At 71.8% G+C, this 19,449-nt stretch carries 18 protein-coding genes; 11 read left to right on the top strand and 7 right to left on the bottom strand.

Going from position 1 to position 19,449, the window contains the following annotated elements; all coding sequences use genetic code 11:
- The first annotated feature begins 6 nt into the window (after positions 1–6).
- Positions 7–861, top strand: a complete 855-nt coding sequence (mutM, locus tag AFR_RS36690; protein WP_023561895.1) for a bifunctional DNA-formamidopyrimidine glycosylase/DNA-(apurinic or apyrimidinic site) lyase — start codon at positions 7–9, stop codon at positions 859–861.
- Here the strand turns inward: mutM and AFR_RS36685 are convergent.
- From AFR_RS36685 to AFR_RS36670, 4 genes are all read right to left on the bottom strand, one after another.
- Entirely contained in the window at positions 797–1,384 is a 588-nt protein-coding gene (locus tag AFR_RS36685) for a putative glycoside hydrolase (protein ID WP_023561894.1), read from the bottom strand. The genes mutM and AFR_RS36685 overlap by 65 nt on opposite strands.
- Positions 1,381–2,559 (bottom strand): hypothetical protein, encoded by a 1,179-nt coding sequence (locus AFR_RS36680; protein WP_023561893.1) that lies wholly within the window; start codon positions 2,557–2,559, stop codon positions 1,381–1,383. The genes AFR_RS36685 and AFR_RS36680 overlap by 4 nt, the downstream gene beginning before the upstream one ends.
- Complete coding sequence (locus AFR_RS36675) at positions 2,556–4,049, bottom strand: DUF3492 domain-containing protein (protein WP_023561892.1); 1,494 nt, start codon at positions 4,047–4,049, stop codon at positions 2,556–2,558. Before AFR_RS36675 ends, AFR_RS36680 begins: the two co-directional genes overlap by 4 nt.
- A gap of 91 nt (positions 4,050–4,140) precedes the next feature.
- Complete coding sequence (locus tag AFR_RS36670; RefSeq protein ID WP_023561891.1) at positions 4,141–4,878, bottom strand: CAP domain-containing protein; 738 nt, start codon at positions 4,876–4,878, stop codon at positions 4,141–4,143.
- A 433-nt stretch (positions 4,879–5,311) separates the two neighbouring features.
- On the opposite strand from AFR_RS36670, the gene AFR_RS36665 reads away from it, so the two are divergent.
- The 7 genes from AFR_RS36665 (at position 5,312) to AFR_RS36630 (ending at position 12,956) form a co-directional block, all read left to right on the top strand.
- On the top strand, positions 5,312–5,506 hold the full coding sequence (locus tag AFR_RS36665; RefSeq protein ID WP_023561890.1) for a hypothetical protein: 195 nt from the start codon (positions 5,312–5,314) through the stop codon (positions 5,504–5,506).
- A 263-nt stretch (positions 5,507–5,769) separates the two neighbouring features.
- On the top strand, positions 5,770–9,351 hold the full coding sequence (gene smc, locus AFR_RS36660) for a chromosome segregation protein SMC (protein WP_023561889.1): 3,582 nt from the start codon (positions 5,770–5,772) through the stop codon (positions 9,349–9,351).
- A gap of 6 nt (positions 9,352–9,357) precedes the next feature.
- Complete coding sequence (locus AFR_RS36655) at positions 9,358–9,975, top strand: HAD family hydrolase (RefSeq protein WP_023561888.1); 618 nt, start codon at positions 9,358–9,360, stop codon at positions 9,973–9,975.
- A gap of 161 nt (positions 9,976–10,136) precedes the next feature.
- Complete coding sequence (locus AFR_RS36650; RefSeq protein WP_023561887.1) at positions 10,137–10,649, top strand: SigE family RNA polymerase sigma factor; 513 nt, start codon at positions 10,137–10,139, stop codon at positions 10,647–10,649.
- Positions 10,642–11,508, top strand: coding sequence for a hypothetical protein (locus AFR_RS44285; RefSeq protein ID WP_023561886.1), 867 nt, complete (start codon positions 10,642–10,644; stop codon positions 11,506–11,508). The genes AFR_RS36650 and AFR_RS44285 overlap by 8 nt, the downstream gene beginning before the upstream one ends.
- A gap of 243 nt (positions 11,509–11,751) precedes the next feature.
- The gene (locus AFR_RS36635; RefSeq protein WP_148308183.1) at positions 11,752–12,294 is read left to right on the top strand and encodes a hypothetical protein; all 543 of its coding nucleotides are present in this window, start codon (positions 11,752–11,754) and stop codon (positions 12,292–12,294) included.
- A gap of 35 nt (positions 12,295–12,329) precedes the next feature.
- Positions 12,330–12,956, top strand: coding sequence for a hypothetical protein (locus tag AFR_RS36630; protein ID WP_023561883.1), 627 nt, complete (start codon positions 12,330–12,332; stop codon positions 12,954–12,956).
- 160 nt (positions 12,957–13,116) lie between these two features.
- On the opposite strand, the gene AFR_RS36625 is transcribed toward AFR_RS36630, so the two are convergent.
- From AFR_RS36625 to AFR_RS36615, 3 genes are all read right to left on the bottom strand, one after another.
- Complete coding sequence (locus tag AFR_RS36625) at positions 13,117–13,422, bottom strand: hypothetical protein (protein WP_023561882.1); 306 nt, start codon at positions 13,420–13,422, stop codon at positions 13,117–13,119.
- Complete coding sequence (locus AFR_RS36620) at positions 13,422–13,877, bottom strand: DinB family protein (RefSeq protein ID WP_169739487.1); 456 nt, start codon at positions 13,875–13,877, stop codon at positions 13,422–13,424. The genes AFR_RS36625 and AFR_RS36620 overlap by 1 nt, the downstream gene beginning before the upstream one ends.
- A 97-nt stretch (positions 13,878–13,974) precedes the next feature.
- Positions 13,975–15,666 (bottom strand): alkaline phosphatase D family protein, encoded by a 1,692-nt coding sequence (locus AFR_RS36615; protein ID WP_023561880.1) that lies wholly within the window; start codon positions 15,664–15,666, stop codon positions 13,975–13,977.
- 151 nt (positions 15,667–15,817) lie between these two features.
- Here AFR_RS36615 and ftsY point away from each other — a divergent pair, with 151 nt between their 5' ends.
- From ftsY to AFR_RS36600, 3 genes are all read left to right on the top strand, one after another.
- Positions 15,818–16,966, top strand: a complete 1,149-nt coding sequence (ftsY, locus tag AFR_RS36610) for a signal recognition particle-docking protein FtsY (RefSeq protein WP_023561879.1) — start codon at positions 15,818–15,820, stop codon at positions 16,964–16,966.
- Between the two features lie 51 nt (positions 16,967–17,017).
- Positions 17,018–17,815 carry a phosphotransferase gene (locus tag AFR_RS36605; protein WP_023561878.1) on the top strand — a complete coding sequence of 266 codons (798 nt, stop codon included), beginning with the start codon at positions 17,018–17,020 and terminating at the stop codon, positions 17,813–17,815.
- A 305-nt stretch (positions 17,816–18,120) separates the two neighbouring features.
- A complete protein-coding gene (locus tag AFR_RS36600; RefSeq protein ID WP_238547416.1) occupies positions 18,121–19,416 on the top strand; it encodes an ammonium transporter in 1,296 nt (431 codons plus the stop codon).
- Positions 19,417–19,449: the final 33 nt, after the last annotated feature.

Here is a 19,449-nt window from a genome sequence, read left to right as displayed (position 1 = left end):
CCCCCTGTGCCTGAACTTCCCGAGGTCGAGACCGTCCGCGAAGGACTCGCGAAGTGGGTGACCGGCCGGCGCATCAGCACCGTCGAGGTGCGCCACCCCCGGGCCATCCGCCGCCACGTGCCCGGTGACGTGCACTTCGCCGCGATCCTGGCCGGCCGCTCGATCACCGGCGTGGCCCGCCGCGGCAAATATCTCTGGCTGCCGCTCGACTCCGGAGACGCGATCATCGCGCACCTCGGCATGAGCGGGCAGCTGCTCATGCAGCCGGCCGAGGCGGAGGACGAGCTGCACCTTCGGGTCCGGTTCACCTTCGACGACAACGGCCCGCAGCTGCGGTTCGTCGACCAGCGCACGTTCGGCGGTCTGTCGGTCTCCGAGGACGGCGCCGAGCTGCCGGCGGAGATCGCGCACATCGCGCGGGACCCGATGGACCCGCTCTTCGACGATGAGCAGTTCGTGGCTGCCCTGCGGCGCAAGCACACCGAGGTGAAGCGGGCGCTGCTCGACCAGACCCTGATCTCCGGGATCGGCAACATCTACGCGGACGAGGCGCTGTGGCGGGCGCAGTTGCACGGCGCCCGCGCGACGGACGCGCTCACCAAACCGGCCGTGCGCCGGCTGCTCGGCCACGTGCGAGACGTGCTGGGCGAGGCGATCGTGGCCGGCGGCACGAGTTTCGACGCGCTCTACGTCAACGTCAACGGGCAGAGCGGCTACTTCGACCGGTCACTGAACGCGTACGGGCGTGAGGGGCAGCCGTGTCACCGCTGCGGCACGATCATGCGCCGCGAGCAGTTCATGAACCGCTCGTCCTACAGCTGTCCGCGCTGCCAGCCGCGCCCCCGGCAGCCACTGCGCTGAGGGCGGGGCTGGCGTCGGTGGCCAGCCCGAAGCCCGCACCACGACGGCCCATCAGCCGGCGTGCGGCGGTCAGCAGCGGCGTCGGCACCCCGTGGACGAGGTGGCCGTCGCCGGGTCGCACCCCGTCACCGGCCCAGCCCTGGTACGCCGACCACGGGCCGTCGAACGTACAGATGCGGACGCCCAGCTCGCGGTAGAGCGGGTGCGTCGGGACGCCGGGGTTGAGCACGACCCGGTGCAGCCCGCGCCGCGCGGCGAGGCGGACGGTCAGCGCCACCGGTCCCACGCCGCCCGACCCGGCCGGTGCCCGGTCGAGGAAGAGCCCCTCGGCGCCGTCCTCGCGCCAGGCGTCCACGTCGGCGAGCACGTCGGCGAGCGAACGCCCGCCCCAGTCCAGGTCGACCTTGCCCAGCACCTGGTGGGTGGACCGGCGCGGCCCCGGCCGTTCCTGGACGACCCAGGTGTCGGCGTCGAGGGCGAGCTCGGGCGACGGTTGCGCGTACGGGGGGAACAGGGTCTTCACGGCGTCCTCCGGGGGTCTGCGGCGGTTTGTGCGACGGTCAGCAGGCCGACGAGGTGGGTCGCCGCCAGGATGGCGACGACGGTGGGCAGCGGGTCCGGTGGCAGCACCGGGACCAGGGGCGTCGCGACCGCGGCGAGCGGCGGTGCGACGGCGAGGAGCGCCGCGACGGCCGTCCGGCCGTGCGCGGCGAGCAGCAGGGTGATGGCGAGGACACCGCTGAGCAGGATCCCGCCGGCGAGCGCCAGCACGACCTCGCGGGCGCCCTCGATGCCGCCCGGCAACTGGTACGCACCCAGCGACAGGGCGAGACCGGCGGCGAGCGGCGGCAGCAGTGCGGCCACGGTCACGAGGGTGACGCCGCCGACGTGCTCGCGGAACTCCTCGTCGCTCTCGGCCACGTCGAGTCCGGCCTGGACCTGACGCCGGTGCCAGCCGATCAGCGCCTCGAGCACGGGTGCGGCGGCGAGCAGCGGCAGCACGGCCGGTGAGGTCGCCGCGGGTGGCCCGGCCCGCCAGAGCAGCGCGGCGCAGCCGGCCTGGCCCGCGCCGAGCAGCAGCCGTCCGGCGGTGCCACGCAGGTCGGCGGCGCACAGGCCGACCGTGGCGGTGCGACCGAGGGCGGGGCGGAACGCGCGGGTCGCGGCGGCGGCGATCGCGATCGGGAGCAGCAGCAGAACGGGCACACGATCGGCGAGCGTGTCGCCGAGGGACCCGGCGAGGCTCACCGCGGCCAGCAGCCAGCACGGCAGGCTCCACCGGATCACCGCGGCCTCGGTGTGGGTCACCAGCGCGGCCGTCACGGTCGCCAGCGTGGCCAGACCACCGATGCCGACCGCCAGCGCCGTGGCCCGATCGGTACCGGTCAGCTCCGCCGGGGCGAGCAGGATCAGCGCCGACCACAGCACCGTGGCGGCGGCGAAGCCCGCACCGACCACGCGGGCGCCCGCACTGCTGCCCCGGCGGCGCGCGACGGTCGTACCGGCACCGGCGAGCGCTTGTGCGGCACTCCAGCCGAGGATCAGCGTGCCGATGGAGACCTGCCACGGGGTGGCGCCGAGTGGGCGTACGCCGGCGACCGCCACGCTCAGTGGTCCGAGGTAGAGCGCACACCGCAGCAGCAGCGTCGCGGCCAGCGACGGAGCCCGGCGGGTGGTGCGCTGAGCCAGATCGGTCATCGGTCCTCCCTGGCCTCGGCGAGCCAGCGCAGGGTCGCCGGCTGCGCGACCCGGGGGGCGGGGACGGCCAGCGCCAGCTCGTACGCGGGCGCCGGTGGCGGTCCGGCCAGATCGGTGTAGAGCGCCCCGTAGACGCGGACGACCCGGTCGGCGGTGAAACAGGCCAGCGCCCGGCGCCGTGCGGCGTCACCCAGGGCCCGGCGCCGGGCCGGTGCGCTCAGCAGGCCCACACAGGCGGTGGCCAGTGCGGACGGGTCGTCGGCCGGGACGACCACACCGGCGTCACCGAGGGTCTCCGCGACCGGGCCCACGTCGACGCCGACCACGGCGCGGCCGGACATCATCGCCTCGATCAGCCGGTACGGCGGGTCGGACGGTCCCGGCACGTGCACCACGAGGTGACCGTTCGCGTACCGGTCACGGGGGTCGGCGGGCAGCGGGTGCAGCCGGACCGCACGCCCCAGACCGGTCCGCTCGATCTGCTCCGCGCAGTGGTCCTCGTGCGCCGCCGTGACACCGACCAGGTGCAGCACGGTGCCGGGCACAGCGGCTGCCACCACGGCGAACGCGTCGAGCAGCGGGCGCAGGCCACTCTCCGGCCCGCCGTTGCCGGCCCAGACGATCGCGGGCTGGTCCCGCGACTCGGGTGCGGACGGGAAGTCGGCCGGGTCGACACCCGCGGGCACCGGTACCAGCCGCCCGGGCTCGGCACCGTGCCGCAACGCCCACGAGTGGTGGTACGCACTCAGCGGCGCGATCAGCCCGGCTTCGGCGTACCCGGTGCGGGCGACCGCCCGGCGGAACCGGCGCAGCACCGTGCGGACCGCGGGGGAGAGTCGTTCCTCACCGGCGCGGGACCGGGCGACCGGCGTCCGCGCCTCGGTGAGCAGCAGCGGGGTGCCGTTGCGCCAGCGTCCGGCCAGCGCAGCCAGCAGCGGGGTGGTCCCGCCGACGCAGTGCACCAGATCGACTGCGGGCACCGGCACGGACAGCGCCCGGGTCGCGTGCCGCAGCAGGGTCGCCGCGGTCCGGGCGTCGCGCAGGCTGAGCCGCGGCAGGCGTTCCTCCTGGGCCGACACCCGCCCGGCCCGCCACGCGTCGAGCAGCACGTCGGTGAGCTGGACGCCGTTGAGCGGGTGCTCGGCGGACGCGGTCAGCACGGAGAGCCCGACCAGGCCCTTGGCGAACAGCGCGTCCGCGAGGTCGGGTTCCGGCTCCGAGAGCAGGCCGCGGCAGAGCAGTGACGCCGCCGCAGTGGCGTGGTCGCCGCCGGTCTGACGGCTGCGGGTGTCGCGGGTGAGGGCGACGGCCTTGGCCGACACGACGTGCCCGGGCAGCGGGAACACCGGCCCGCCGGGTGGCTCGCGGTCGGTGATCGTGAGCAGGTCGAAGGTGAAGCGGCCTAGGCCATCGACGAGCGTGCGGCACCAGCCGCCGAGCGCGTCCCGGCGGAACGGGTACCCGCCCCCGGTGAGCAGACAGATGCGCATGGGCTCAGCACCACAGGCGCGACGGGGGCGATATCACGAAGGCTGCAACGACACAGCCCCGAAAAGTAATACGAGTTACGGGTGATTTTCGTCAGGATCGTCCGAAAATCTGGCCCCAGACGATCGTGCCGTCGACACCCTTGACCGCGCCGACGCCGATCGCCTCGAAGCTGCAGTTGAGGATGTTGGCCCGGTGGCCCTCGCTGTTCATCCAGCTGTTCATGACGTCGGCGGCGTTCTGCTGGCCGCGGGCGACGTTCTCGCCGCCGGGGTCGTTGTAGCCCTGTTCCTTGGCCCGGGTGGCGAAGTCGCGGCCGTCGTCGCTGACGTGGCTGATGTAGAGATCACCGTGGGTGCCGAGCTCCTGGACGTGGAGCCGCATGGCCGTCCGCAGTTTGGTGTTGAGCGACACCGACCCGCACCCCGCCTTGTCGCGCTCGACGTTCGTCAGCCGGATGACCTCGGACTCCTGCGCCGCCAGGCCCAAGCCGACCTTGGGGGTGCTGGTCGTCGGCTTGCGGGTGGGGGTCTTCTTCGGCGTGGGCTTCCGGGTGGCCGGCTTTTTGCTCGCGGTCTTCTTCGGGCTCGGAGCCGGTGCGGCACTCGACGGGGTGGCCGAGGGGACCGGCGTGGAGGACGGCCGCGCCGCCCCCGGGCGCCCGGGGTGCCCCCCGCCACCGGCACCCGGCGCCAGGGCGGCGACGGCGGCTTCCGGCAGCTCGGCCGGGGTGCCCGGGCCGGTGAGGCTCTCGGGCAGCACCGCGGCGCCGACGCCGAAGAGCGCGAGCAGGGCGGTCACGGAGAGTCCGAAGATCACCGGCGACGGCATCGCCTGTCGTCCGCGGTGACGTCCGGCCGGCTTCGGATCTACTTGCCCCTGCACGTCGTGCCTCCACGTCCTGCCCACGGATCGAGAGGTTTCGACCCGGCAGACGGTAAGCAGCCGTTTCGTCCTGCGGCAAACGAGCTAAGAAAGAAATAAGTCCTGGATAAGGGGGCCGGGGTGGCGTGATTCACTGGTCCGGCGGGGGGTGACGCGGTGCGCACGGCTTGACGGAGCGTGGGTATCGGCGCACCATGGAGGAGTCGCCAGTCGCGCCCATCTGTGTCCAGTCGAGTCCTGGACACGGATAAATCTGCATCCATCGCACGTTCCGGGTGCAGGAGTTTGTGCTCACGCGTGTCCGTGGGTGCATCGGTGTGCGGTACCACTGGGCGCGCGTTTGGCCGGCCTTTCCGGCAGCGCTTTACAAGGAGACGAAATGGCGAAGGCCCTCTACGGCCACGTAGGTGCGGCGCCCGACCGGCGCCTGCTCGACGAGGTCACCCGACTGCGTTCCAGGGTGCAGGCTCTGGAGTTCGAGATCACCCGCCTCCGGGCGGAGAACGATCGTCTCGCGGCTGCCGCCGCGGAGGCAGACGATCTTCTTCGGCTCAGCGAGCCGGCGCTGACCTGAGCTCTGCCGGGCACCGAGACCCGGCGCCCATGATCCCCTCGCATCACGGACGCACCCCGCAAAGCGCGCCTCCACGCCAGTGGCGGCGCGCATCTTTTTGCTCCGAGACCCATCAGTCCTGTCGATCGCTCCTCGGGTAATCGGACAAAAGCGTCCGACTTGCCCGAGATGGGCACGATCCGGGACGCGCGGCGTGCGCGGACATGGCCCGCACCTGCGGGTAACCTGCTGACCAGCAGACACCCGCCGACCCCCGGAGATCCGTGCACCTCAAGAGCCTGACGGTCAAGGGCTTCAAGTCCTTCGCCTCCGCTACGACGCTGCGGCTGGAGCCGGGCATCACCTGTGTGGTGGGTCCGAACGGCTCCGGCAAGTCCAACGTCGTCGACGCCATCGCGTGGGTCCTGGGCGAACAGGGAGCCAAGGCGCTGCGCGGCGGCAAGATGGAGGACGTCATCTTCGCCGGCACCGCCGGACGCGCCCCGCTGGGCCGCGCCGAGGTGACTCTGACCATCGACAACGGTGACGGCGCCCTGCCGATCGACTACACCGAGGTGTCGATCACCCGCCGGATGTTCCGCTCCGGCGAGAGCGAATACGAGATCAACGGCAGCTCGTGCCGCCTGCTCGACATCCAGGAACTGCTCAGCGACTCCGGCATCGGCCGGGAGATGCACATCATCGTCGGCCAGGGCCGGCTCGACGCGATGCTGCACGCCAAGCCCGAGGACCGCCGCGCCTTCATCGAGGAGGCCGCGGGCGTCCTCAAGCATCGCAAGCGCAAAGAGAAGGCGATCCGCAAGCTCGACGCGATGCAGACCAACCTCAACCGTCTCACCGACCTCACGGCCGAGCTGCGCCGCCAGCTCAAGCCGCTGGGCAAGCAGGCGGAAGTGGCCCGCCGGGCCGCCGGCATCCAGGCCGACCTGCGCGACGCCCGGTTGCGGCTGCTCGCCGACGACCTGCACACGCTGCGGACGACCCTGGACAAGGAGATCGCCGACGAGTCGGCGATGCGCGAGCGCCGCGAGCAGGTCGAGGGCGAAAACCGCGAGGTCCAGCGCTGGCTCGCCGACCTCGAGGCCTCGCACGCCGAGGACGCGCCGCTGCTCGCCGCCGCGCAGGACACCTGGTACAAACTCTCCGCCCTGCAGGAACGCTTCCGGTCGACCGAGCAGCTGGCCAGCGAGCGGCTGCGTCACCTCGCCGCCGCGCCGGACGACGAGCGGCCCGGCCGCGACCCGGATCAGCTGGTCGCCGAGGCCGAACGTGTCCGCGAGCAGGAGGAGGAGCTCCGCGAGGCGCTCACCGACGACCAGATGCGCCTGGCCGAGGCGGTCGAGCACCGCCAGGAGCTGGAGCGCCAGCTGCTGCAGGCCGAGGGTGCCCTGCGCGCCGCCGCGAAGGCGATCGCCGACCGGCGTGAAGGCCTCGCGAAGCTGACCGGCAACGTGAACGCCGCGCGTGCGCGTACAGGGAGTGCCGCGGAGGAGATCGAGCGGCTCGCGGTGGCCCACAACGATGCCCTGATGCGGGCCGAGGCCGCTCAGGCCGAGGTCGACGCGGTCTCCGCGGAGTCCACCGAGGCCGACCGGGACAACGCCGAGCTGGACGAACGCCACGCCGAGGCCGTCGCTCTGCACGACCGTGCCGCGGCCGTCGTCAAGGAGCTGTCCGACGCCGAGCGCACCGCCGAGAAGGACGCCGCGAGCTGGAAGGCCCGCGAGGAGGCGCTCGCCCTCGGTCTCAAGCGCAAGGACGGCGCGGGCGCGCTGCTCGCCAAGGCCGACCAGGTCCCCGGCCTGCTCGGCAGCCTCGCCTCGATGCTCACCGTCCGGTCCGGGCACGAGGCCGCTCTCGCGGCCGCCCTGGGCGCGCTCGCCGACTCGGTCGCGCTCACCGGGATCGACGAGGCCGTCGAGGCCATGCGTACGCTCAAGATCGCCGACGCCGGGCGTGCCGCGCTCATCGTCGGCGGCCCCGCGGCGCCGGGCATGCAGGGCTCGCTCGAGTCGCTGCGGCCCGCCCTGCCCGAGGGTGCGACCTGGGCGCCCGACGTCATCGAGTGCCCCGACACGATCCGCCCGGCCCTCAACCGCGCCCTGCGTGACGTGGTCCTGGTGCCCGACCTCGCCGCCGCGACCCGTCTCGTGGCCGACAACGCCGAGCTGCGCGCGGTCACGCCCGACGGCGACGTCCTGGGCGCGCACGCGGCCGCCGGTGGCTCGGGCAAGGCCACCAGCTACATCGAGGTGCAGGCCGCCGTCGACGAGGCGCGGGCCAACCGCGAGACCGCCGAGCAGTCCATCGGTGTCCTCAAGGGCCAGCTGGCCGACGCCCGCGCCGAGGTCGCCGAGCACAAGGAAGCCGTCAACGTCGCGGCCGCCGCCAAGCGGGCCGCCGAGGGTGAGCGCAACGCCGCCGCCCGCCGCCTCGCCGAGCTGGGTGCCGCCGCGCGGTCGGCCCGGGCCGAGTCGGAGCGTCTGGGCGCGTCCCGGCAGAAGGCCGAGGGGAACCGCGACCGCGATCTGGCCGGCCTCGCCGAGCTGGAGGAACGGCTGCGGCTGGCCGAGGCCACCCCGATCGACGAGGAGCCGTCCACCGAGGAGCGCGACACCCTCTCGGCGCTGGTGCCGCAGGCCCGGCAGAACGAGATGGAGGTCCGGCTGGCCGTGCGGACGGCCGAGGAGCGGGTCTCCTCGATCGCCGGTCGCGCCGACTCCCTGATGCGTCAGGCCAACCAGGAGCGCCAGGCCCGCGAGCGGGCCGCCGCCCGTCGTGCGGCCCGGGCCCGCGGCGCCGAGATCGCCAAGGCCGTCGCGCTCGGTGCGGCCGGTGCGATGAGCCGCGTCGCGGTCTCGCTGGCCGCGGCCGTCGAGGTCCGTGACGAGCTGGCCCGCGCGCGGACCGCCCGCGAGGCCGAGCTCCAGGAGGTCCGCGCCAGCGCCAAGCGCCTCGTCTCCGAGCTCGAACGCCTGACCAACGAGGTGCACCGCGACGAGGTGGCCCGCGCCGAGCAGCGGATGCGCATCGAGACGCTCGAGGCGAAGGCGGCCGAGGACTTCTCGCTCGACGTCGACACGCTGGTCGCCGAGTACGGCCCCGAGCAGCTGGTGCCGCCGACGCAGGCCGAGGCCGCGCAGGCCGAGAAGGACGGCAAGGAGCTCCCGGAGCCGGTGCCGTTCCACCGGCCGACGCAGGAGAAGCGGGCCAACAAGGCCGAGCGCGACCTGGCCCTGCTCGGCAAGGTCAACCCGCTCGCGCTGGAGGAGTTCGCCGCGCTGGAGGAGCGTTTCAAGTTTCTCTCCGACCAGCTCGAGGATCTCAAGGCGACCCGGAAAGACCTGCTCACGGTGGTCAAGGACGTCGACGACCGGATTCTCGAGGTCTTCGCGTCGGCGTTCGAGGACACCGCGCGGGAGTTCCAGACCGTCTTCCAGGTGCTCTTCCCGGGTGGCGAGGGCCGGCTGGTCCTCACCGACCCCGAGGACATGCTGACCACCGGTGTCGAAGTCGAGGCCCGCCCGCCGGGCAAGAAGATCAAGCGCCTGTCGCTGCTGTCGGGTGGTGAGCGTTCGCTGACCGCGGTGGCGATGCTCTGCGCGATCTTCCGGGCGCGCCCCAGCCCCTTCTACATCATGGACGAGGTCGAGGCCGCCCTCGACGACGTCAACCTCGGCCGGTTGATTACGCTCTTCCAGCAGTTGCGGGAGAAGAGCCAGCTGCTCATCATCACGCACCAGAAGCGCACAATGGAGGTCGCCGACGCGCTCTACGGCGTGACCATGCGTGCCGGCGTCACCCAGGTGATCAGTCAGCGGCTCAACCGCGAACCGGAGGATTAGACCCCCATGCACCGCCAGCCCGCCCAGGCCCTGCTCATCGACCTGGACGGCGTGCTGCGCCGCTGGGATCCCGCCGTGCCCGCCGCGGTCGAGCAGAAGTACGGCCTCGAGCCCGGCGCACTGCTCGCCACGGCCATGAACTGGGAGCTGCTGCGTCCCGCGGTCGCCGGTGAGATCACCGACGCGGAATGGATGTGGCTGGTCGCATCCCGCCTGCCGCTCGAGGAGGACGTCGCCAAGGCCGCCGTGGCTGAGTGGCAGCAGTACCGCGGTGAGGTCGACCCCGAGGTGCTCGCGTTCGTCCGGGAGGTCCGCGCGGCCGGGCGTCCGGTCGGTCTGGCCACCAACGCCACCGAGCTGCTCCGCGGTGACCTCGATCTGCTCAGCCTGGCCGACGAGTTCGACACGATCGTCAGCTCCTGGGAACTCAAGATCCACAAGCCGGCACCGGAGTTCTTCGAACGCGCCTGCGCGGCCCTCGGTGTCGAGGCGCCCTGGGTGCTCTTCGTGGACGACGACGACCGCGCGGTCCGTGGCGCCCGCGCGATGAAGATGCCCGCCCTGCGCTGGTCCGGTGCCCAGGACCTGCCCTACCTGCGCAAGGCGCTGGATATTTCCGCCTGACCGACGCAACCGGGTCGCTCCTCCGGGCGTCATGAGGGCATGTCAGCGCCCGCCGCGAAAAATCTCGCGCACCATGCAACCAGGTGTGCCGCCCAGGCGTCACGACCGAGAACCCCGGCGACGACCGCCGGGCGGACGGGGCAGCTCAGGAGATTTTGTCGATGCGGGACGCCGAAGAGTTCGACGCCTTCTACGCGGGGTCGTCGCGCCGGGTGCTCGGTCAGATGTACGCGATGACCGGCAACCGCGCGGAGGCCGAGGACGCCGTGGCCGAGGCGTACCTCAAGGCCTGGGACCGGTGGGAAACCGTGCGCGACTGCGACAGCCCCGAGGCCTGGGTCCGCCGGGTGGCGTCCCGCAACGCCGTGAGCTCCTGGCGTAAGGCGGTCAACCGGCTCCGCGCCCATCATCGCGAAGCCGTCGATCACGAGCTGGCCGGGCTCAACCCGGACCACGTGGCGCTGGTGCACGCCCTGCGCCAGATCCCGGCCGACCAGCGCCACGTCATCGTCCTGCACCACCTTGTCGGTCTCAGCGTCGCCGAGATCGCGCAGGAGGTCGGCGCACCGAGCGGCACGGTCAAGGCTCGCCTGGCCCGGGGCCGTCGCGCGATGGCCGGGCACCTGTCCGAGACCGAGGAGTACGCGCTGCGGGAGGTGAACCACGATGCCTGAGAACGACCTCGGTCACGGCCTCGGCGCCCTCGCCGACCACGGCGGACGCACCGGGCGGCTCGCCGCCGCCGGGGACATCCGGGCCCGTGCGGATCGCCGCAGGCGCCGGCGGTACGTGGCCACGGGTGCGTGTGCCGTGGTCCTGGCCGGGGCGTTCGGGGTCGGGATCGCCGTCGCCCGGCCGGATGCGGGCCCGCGTCCCGGACCTCCGGCGGCCACCGGCAGCACAGCACAGACCACGTCGCCCCCGGTGGTTCCGTCCCCACCACCCTCGACGCCGCCGTCCTCATCACCGTCCTCATCACCGTCGTCATCGGCGTCGCCCTCGTCGGCACCCGGGACCTCCGGGACGCCCTCGGGCTCGGCCACGACGTCCGTCTTCTCGGGCAAGAGGCAGATCCACCTGCTGCCGGTGGGCAGCGAGTCGACGTTCGGGGTCGGCGCCTCGGAGCGGCTGGGGCTCTCCGAGGCGTTCGGCGACCGGGACCTGTTCGTGCTCACTCCCCTGGGCAGCGACAGGTACTGGATCCGGACCGCGAAGATCCAGGTCGGTGGTGAGCCGTTGTGCGTCGCCGTCCAGGACGACGGGGGAGCACCGGCACCGGTCGTCGCCACGGCGTGCGATGCCGCGGACCGCAAGCAGCGGTTCCTGTTCCGGCGCACCGGAACCGTCGACGGCAAGCCGAAATACACGATCCGGACGAGCAACAACATCTATCTGGTGCAGGACCCGGACGGCCGGCTGATCTCCGGTGGCACCGGGGTCGTCGCGGTGGAGATCGGCGAGGGAACGCCGGACATCGACACCCCGTTCCTCCTGCCCGATCAGGGCCGGGCCACCCTGCCCACGCTCGGCTGACGAGGCACCACCCCCCCCATCAGTAAGGAGAAGTCTGTGCGGAATCGAGTCTCTTTCCAGCGCGTATCTGCGGTTTTGGTGGTGCTCGCCGGGCTCCTGACCCAGGCGGCGTGCGGAGGCCAGACGGGATCGGCACCACCGGCGGCGTCGGACCTCGGGTCGCCTTCGCCCGTTTCCCCGTCAGCGTCCTCGCCCACCGCGTCGGCGTCGTCGTCCAGCCCGGTGACGTCGTCGTCCAGCCCGGTGACGTCCTCGCCCACGCCGTCCCGGTCCGAGGCCACGAAGCCCTCGTCCGGTGGCACCACCGCCAAGACCGGGGTGTTCTCCGGCAAGCGGCAGGTCTATCTGCTGCCCCGCAACAGCGAGGCGACGTTCGCGCTGGACAAGGCCGGCCGGATGACCCTCTCCGAGGACTTCGGGGACCGGGCGCTCTTCGTCCTGACGCCGGTCCGCGACGACAAGTTCTGGATCCGTACGGCCAAGGTGCGCAGCGGCGGCGAGGCGCTCTGCGTGACGGTCAAGGGCAAGAGTGTGGTGACCGCCGGCTGTGACACGACGACGGAGAGCCAGCTCTTCCGCTTCCGCAGGACGGGCGAGTCCAACGGCAAACCGACCTACACGATCCGCACCGGCAAGGACATCTACCTGGTGCAGGACCCCGACGGCAAGCTCGGCAACACCGGCACCGGCGTGGCCGCGGTCCAGATCGGCGAGGGTACGCCGGACATCGACACCCCCTTCGTCCTCCCGGACCGGGGCAAGGCGACCCTGCCGGCGCTCGACTGACGACGTAGGCTGGCCCGCGGCGCAGGGAGGTGTCGATGCGGCGAAGTCTGATCGGGGTGGCCGTTCTGGCCCTCGCTCTGCCGGGCTGCTCCGCGAACGAGCCGTCGGCACCCTCTCCCGCGGCCCCCTTCGCCTCCGGCCCGCCGCCGGTGACCACCGGTCTCGGTGGGGCACCCCCGCCCGCGGGCTCGCTCGACGGCAAGCGGCAGGTCTTCTTCCTGCCCCGGATGAACGAGACGGACCTGCCCGACTCGGTGCTGGCCGTCACCGGCGGCGGCCGGGTGCAGGTCACCGACGACTACGACGAGCACTCACTCTTCGTCCCCACGCCCAAGGGCGGCGGTGCGCCGGAGCGGCTGATCAAGACCGCCAAACTGCGCGCCGGCGGCAAGCCCCTGTGCCTGCAGGTGGACAGCCCCGGATCCGGAGTGCCGGCCGTCGTCACCGCGGTCTGCAACCCGAAGGTGGCCGCCCAGCTCTTCACCTTCGACGTCACCGGTGAGGACGGCGAAGGCAGCACGACCTACACCGTGCGCAACCGGGACGCCTTTCTGCAGTGGCACCCGCTGGGCGGGACCGGGCTGGTCGCCGAGAAGATCGACGGCTCCCGGCCCGAGACCACCTTCACCCTCCTCGACCAGGGCGCCTCCGCCCTGCCGTAGGGGGTGTCTGGTGGATCACGACGGCCTGCGCCGGGCCCAGCTTCCGCCTCGCTGCGCGGTCCGAAAGGCCACATACAACACCGGTATGCGACCTTCCGGCCCACTGGCGACGCGAAACCTGGACCTCGCCGCAGACTCGCCGTGATCCACCAGACACCCCCTAGGTGTGACGCCACCAGGCGTCGTCGCCCTCGACGTGCAGGATGAACTCCGCCGGGCAGACCCCGTCGGGGTCGGCCAGACGCACGGCTGCGCGGACGCGGTCGTACACCGCCTCCCACACCTCGACCGGCCCGTCGGCCTCGACCAGCCGGGCCTCCTCGTCGAACAGCGGGCGCAGCGGAGCGAAGGCGGGCGCCGGCTCGAACTTGGCGTGGACCCAGGGCCAGTCCCGCTCGTGAACGCGCAGCTCGCCGAGCAGCGTGTCGTCGGCGACCGCGTGCAGTCGCCAGATCTCGGGTGTCATCAGTCGCCGGTCCGGCCGTCGATGCGCTCGCGGAGCAGGTCGGCGTGGCCGTTGTGGCGGGCGTACTCCTCGATCATGTGGAGGTGGACCCAGCGGACGCTGATCACCGGTCGCCGCGGGGTGGCGAACTCGTGCTCCAGCGGGACGCCGGTCATCGCGGCCCGGCACGCCTCGATCTCCGCGTGGAAGGTGGCGAAGTCGGCCTCCGCGTCGGCGGTGTCGATGTTGTCGAAGTCGCCGTCCTCGTCGGTGTCCGAGCAGTAGATCTGCGGCACGTCCTCACCGGCCGCGTTGCGCCGGAACCAGCCGCGTTCCACCTCGGACATGTGCCGCACCAGCCCGAGCAGCGACAGGCCGGAGGGCTCGACGGCCTGTAGCTTGAGCTGCTCGGCGGTCAGGCCTTCGCACTTGCTCAGGAGGGTCTGCCGGTGCCAGTCGAGCCAGCCCTCGAGCATGGTCCGCTCGTCACCGGTGAAGGGCTCGTCCACGCGCTGCGCCGCCGGCGCTGTCCAGGAAGTCACCCCGACATCCTGGACTGCCCCTCCGACATTTTCAGGCGTCGTGCAGGTGGACGTCGGCCACGGTCGTCAGCTCGCCGTCGCGGGTCGTGCCCTCGACGCGGACGTCGGCCTGCGCACCCCGGTGCCGCAGGGTGCTGACGGCGTTGCCGAAGTAGGGCCCGGCGAGACGCTTCCACCGGACCGGCGGCCGCTTGACACCCGCGCCCCGGGCGACCCCGCGGACCGCCTTGGCCGCCGCCCGTGACCAGCTGAAACGCATCAGCGGACGCATGAAGGCCGGCACCTGGTTGTGGATCGGCGAGCAGGTCAGCTGGTGCACCGGCGTCACCACGGCCGGACCGAGGTCGGCCCGCGCCACATATGAATGGTGCACGTCACCGGAGAGCACGCTGATCGAGGCCGGGGCGGCGTAGGCCCCGCCCGCACCGACCCGGTGACCCGGGGACTCCGGCCCGCCCTCGCCGAGGCGCCGGAACAGCTCGGTGAGCGCCTCGAAGGAACGGGTGAACGCCGCCCAGTGCTCCAGGTCGAACGCCCGGCGGACCTTCTCGGCGAGCGCCGCGCGGCGTTTGCCGGCCGAGTCGGCGAGGCGCTCGTTCCAGGCCTCGAGGTGGTGGATGGCCGGGGGCATCAGCCAGGGCAGCGACGAGCCGACGACCAGGTGGTCGTAATCGCCGTGCGCCTGGTCCACGAACCAGCCCCACTCGGCCGCGGGCAGCATCTCGCGGCGGCCCGGGGTCAGGACGCGGTTGCAGCGGTTGTCGAGCATGACCAGCCGGGTGCGCCCGATGTCCAGCGCAAAACTCCACTGGTACGGCCGGTCGGTGTTCTCCGCCGACGAGGGTGAGTCGACCGAGATCCCGAAGTCGTGCAGCAGCGTCGTCGCGTCGTCGACCGACGTGATCTTCGCGAGGAGCGGGTCGGCCGCGAGCTCGTCCGGGCTCAGGTTGCCCAGGTGCTGATAGACCCAGTACGACGCGAGCCCGCTGGCGATCCGCTCGGACCACCAGTCCTGCGCCGACATGTCGCGGCGCCACGACGCCGAGGTGTTCCAGTCGTCGATGATCTCGTGGTCGTCGAAGATCATCACGCTCGGCACGGTGGCGAGCAGCCAGCGCACCTCGGGGTCACGCCACGACTCCAGGTAGAGCTTGGTGTATTCGTCGAACGAGACGACCTCGTCGGCGGGGCCGTCGTGCCCGGCCGCGCGCCGCCTCTTGAGGAAGCGCCGCACCTTCGCCGAGGTGTTGTCGGCGTAGACCTGGTCACCGAGCAGCACGACCAGGTCGGGCCGCAGGTCCGGGTCGCGGGGATCGGTCATCAACCGCCTCGCGTACGCGTCCAGCGCGTCGGGCGGGAGCTTGCGGCCGGTGGCGTGGGGTGTGGCCTCCCGGCAGGAGCCGAAGATCATGCTCACGGGCCGGTCGGCGTCGTCCCCGGGCCGGGTCACGATCACGGACGGCGGGTAGGGCGAGTCGGTCTGCGGCCACACCTGCCGGTCGTCGAGCCACACTTCGTACTCGTTGGCGGCACCACGCTCGAGTCCCTCGACCACGACGATCGCGTAGTGGTGGTCGTACGCGGTGAAGGTCCGCGCGGAGCCGGCGCCGCCGCCCGCCGCCTGGACCCGGACGAGGGCCGGCTCGGTGGTTTCCACCCAGATCGACGCCCGGTCGCCCACCACGCGGCGCAGCACGGGCCCGATCAGCAGGTGGGCGGTCAACGGGATACCGGGTGGCGCGACATGCAGCCATCCTCCCCAGCAGGCAGCCTTTTCGCCAACATGCTTTCGGCGATCACGGGGTGACCGTCCGTTCCGGTCGGGTAGGACGGGTGCTCCCACGCGTCCGGAGGACATCTGTCAGGATTTCGGAATGGAATACGTGGTCGCCTCCCTGATCCTGCTGGCGGTGCTGGTGGTCGGGGCCATCGGTCTGGTCGTGCCCCGGCGCCGCCGGCGCGAACTGCCCCCGCCGGCGGGGCCGTCGGTGCCGTCGGTCGACGAGCTGCCCCCGCTGATCGGTGAGCCCGAGGCTCCCGTCGTCGAGGAGCCGGTGGTCGAGGCTCCCGCCCGGCCGACGATCGAGACGCCGGAGCCCACCGCGGGCCGGCTCGTGCGGCTGCGGGCCCGGCTCAGCCGCTCGCAGAGTGTCCTCGGCCGTGGCCTGCTCAGCGTGCTGTCCCGCGATCACCTGGACGACGACGCCTGGGAGGAGATCGAGGACAGCCTGATCTCCGCCGACGTCGGCGTCGAGGCCACCCAGGCCCTGGTGGAGCGGCTCAAGGAGCGGGTCCGTGTGCTCGGCACCCGCACGGTCAGCGAGGTGCGGGCCCAGCTCGCCGAGGAGCTGACCGCCGCGCTCGACCCCGGGATGGACCGCTCGCTGCGGACGACCCCGCACGACGGCCGCCCCGCGGTGGTGCTGGTGGTCGGTGTCAACGGCGCCGGCAAGACCACCACCTGCGGCAAGGTCGCCCGGGTCCTGATCGCCGACGGCCGTACGGTGCTGCTCGGCGCGGCCGACACCTTCCGCGCCGCGGCCGCCGAGCAGCTCTCCACCTGGGGTGAGCGGGTCGGCGCCGAGACGGTCCGTGGGCCCGAGGGCGGCGACCCGGCCAGCGTGGCCTTCGACGCCGTCAAGCGCGGCATCGAGATCGGTGTCGACACTGTGCTCATCGACACAGCCGGCCGTTTGCAGAACAAGGTCGGCCTGATGGACGAGCTCGGCAAGGTCAAGCGGGTCGTGGAGAAGCACGGCCCGGTCGACGAGACGCTGCTCATCCTCGATGCCACCACCGGGCAGAACGGTCTGGAGCAGGCCCGTGTCTTCACCGACGTGGTGGACGTCACGGGTGTGGTGCTGACCAAGCTCGACGGCACCGCCAAGGGCGGCATCGTCATCGCCGTGCAGAACAAGCTGGGCATCCCGGTGAAACTGGTCGGTCTGGGCGAGGGCCCGGACGACCTGGCGCCGTTCGAGCCCGCCGCCTTCGTCGAGGCCCTGCTTGGCACCGACGCGTAGTCTCGGGGGCGGCAGGCTCGCGCCGCGGGGCACTTCTAGGGGAGGTCGTGGGTGACGCAGGAACGCGACCGCGAGATCCCTCTGCACGGCGGCAACGTCAGCACGGTCTCGAAGCTCGGCGACACCGTGCGGCGCAACGCCGGCCCGTGGACGCCGGCCGTGCACTCGCTGCTCAACCACCTGCAGCGGGTCGGTTTCACCGGCTCGCCGCACGCCCTGGGCATGGACGACCGCGGCCGCGAGGTGCTGTCCTACCTCGACGGCGAGTGCGGCGAATATCCGCTGGCCCCGCACTGGACGACCGAGGAAGCGCTCGTCACGGTGGCGACGATGCTGCGCATGTTCCACGACGCGCAGTACGGTTTCCAGCCGCCGCCGGGTGCCGTCTGGCGTTCGTTCGGCCCGCCGCCGCCGGACACCGAGGTGATCTGTCACCACGACGCCGCCCCGCACAACGTGGTCTGGCGTCCCGACGGCACGCTCGCGCTGATCGACTTCGACCTGGCCTCGCCCGGCGCCCGGATCTACGACGTGGCCTACGCCGCCTGGACCTGGGTGCCGCTGTTCAGCGACCGGGACTCCTACACGCTGGGCTGGAAGAGGCCGAACCGTCCGCGCCGGCTGCGGCTCTTCGCCGACGCGTACGGCCTGATCCCGCGGGACAGGCACCGCCTGGTCCGGACGATCCGCAAGCGGATCGTGGACCACGTCGAGGGCATCCGGCGGATGGCCGCCGCGGGGGACCCGGCCTTCGTGCGAATCGTGCACAAGGGACATCTCCGGCGACCGATGCGTGATCTCCGGCTGCTCGATTACGAGCGGCACACCCTGGAGTACGCCTTGCGGTGACACGCCGTTGACAAGGTGATGATCCTCTTGGCGTGTCTCCTTGGGCCTATTGTTCCAGTTCAGGGTATTTTGTCGGGCCGCCTGTGAGAGTTTCTTCACACGTACGAAACAACCCGTCACGCGTCGGAAATCGCGCGTAGACCGTGCGCGAAACAGCGGAACGAAAGGCTTCCGCCCTGAACCGGCCAACAGGCGACGCTGCCCCGTGGCCGTGTGGGAGGACACCTAATCCGAGAGGAGGCAGCGTGGAGATCAACACCGGCAATACAGCCTGGTTGCTCCTGTCGTCTGCGCTCGTTCTGCTTATGACACCGGGCCTGGCGCTGTTCTACGGTGGCCTCAACCGGTCCAAGGGCGCCCTGAACATGATGATGATGAGCTTCTCGAGTATCGGGCTCGTCTCCGTCCTGTGGGTCCTTTACGGCTTCACCCTGGCTTTCGGCACCAACGACAGCTCAGGCACCAACCACGTCATCGGTAGCTTCAGCCAGTACTTCGGCACCGGCACCACCTGGATCGGCGAGGAATGGATGGTCGCGGGGGCCGGCACCGGCATCCCGACCTACGTCTTCATGGTCTTCCAGATGATGTTCGCCATCATCACCGTCGCCCTGATCAGCGGCGCCCTCTCCGACCGCCTCAAGTTCGGCGGCTGGATCCTGTTCGCCTTCGGCTGGTTCACCCTCGTCTACGTCCCGGTCGCGCACTGGGTCTGGGGCGGCGGCTGGATCGGCGTCAACCTCGGCGCACTCGACTTCGCCGGTGGCACCGCGGTGCACATCAACGCCGGTGCCGCGGCGCTCGGCCTGATCCTGGTGCTCGGCAAGCGTGTCGGCTGGCCCCGCGAGGCCATGAAGCCGCACAACGTGCCGTTCGTCGCGCTCGGCGCCGGTCTGCTGTGGTTCGGCTGGTTCGGCTTCAACGCCGGCTCCGAGCTGACCGTCGACAGCATCACCGCGGTCGCGTTCGTCAACACGCAGGTCGCCACGGCTGCCGCGCTGCTCGGCTGGATCATCGTGGAGTGGCTCCGCGACGGTAAGCCGACGCTGGTCGGTGCCTCGTCCGGTGCGGTCGCCGGCCTGGTCGCCATCACCCCGGCCTGTGGTTTCATCGCCCCGCTGCCCGCGGCCGTGCTCGGCATCATCGCCGGTGCCGTCTGTGCCCTGGCGGTCGGCCTGAAGTACAAGCTCGGTTACGACGACTCGCTCGACGTCGTCGGCGTCCACTTCGTCGGTGGCTGGATCGGCTCCCTGGGCATCGGCTTCTTCGCCACCACCCAGGTCAACGCCGTTGCCGCCCGTGAGAGCCTGTTCTACGGCGGTGGCGTGGACCAGCTCTGGCGTCAGTTCGTCGGCAGCGCCGCCGTCACGGTCTACTCCCTCGTGATCGCGGTTGTGCTCGCCCTGATCCTCAAGGCCGTCAAGGTCCTGCGGGTCGACGGTGAGACCGAGGTGTCCGGCATCGACGTCGCCGAGCACGCCGAGAGCGCGTACGACTTCTCGCCCACCACGGGCTCGGGCAGCGCTTTTGCGATGGCCGGGATCACGCCGGCGGGTACCACTGACGGGAAGTCCTCCGTCAGTGAAAAGGTCGCCGGTTAATTTCCCCTGATGGCTGCGATGGAGGGACTGAGC

The organism is Amorphoplanes friuliensis DSM 7358, from assembly GCF_000494755.1.
Taxonomy (GTDB): Bacteria; Actinomycetota; Actinomycetes; order Mycobacteriales; family Micromonosporaceae; genus Actinoplanes; species Actinoplanes friuliensis.
This window is presented reverse-complemented; position numbering and strand designations above follow the sequence as displayed.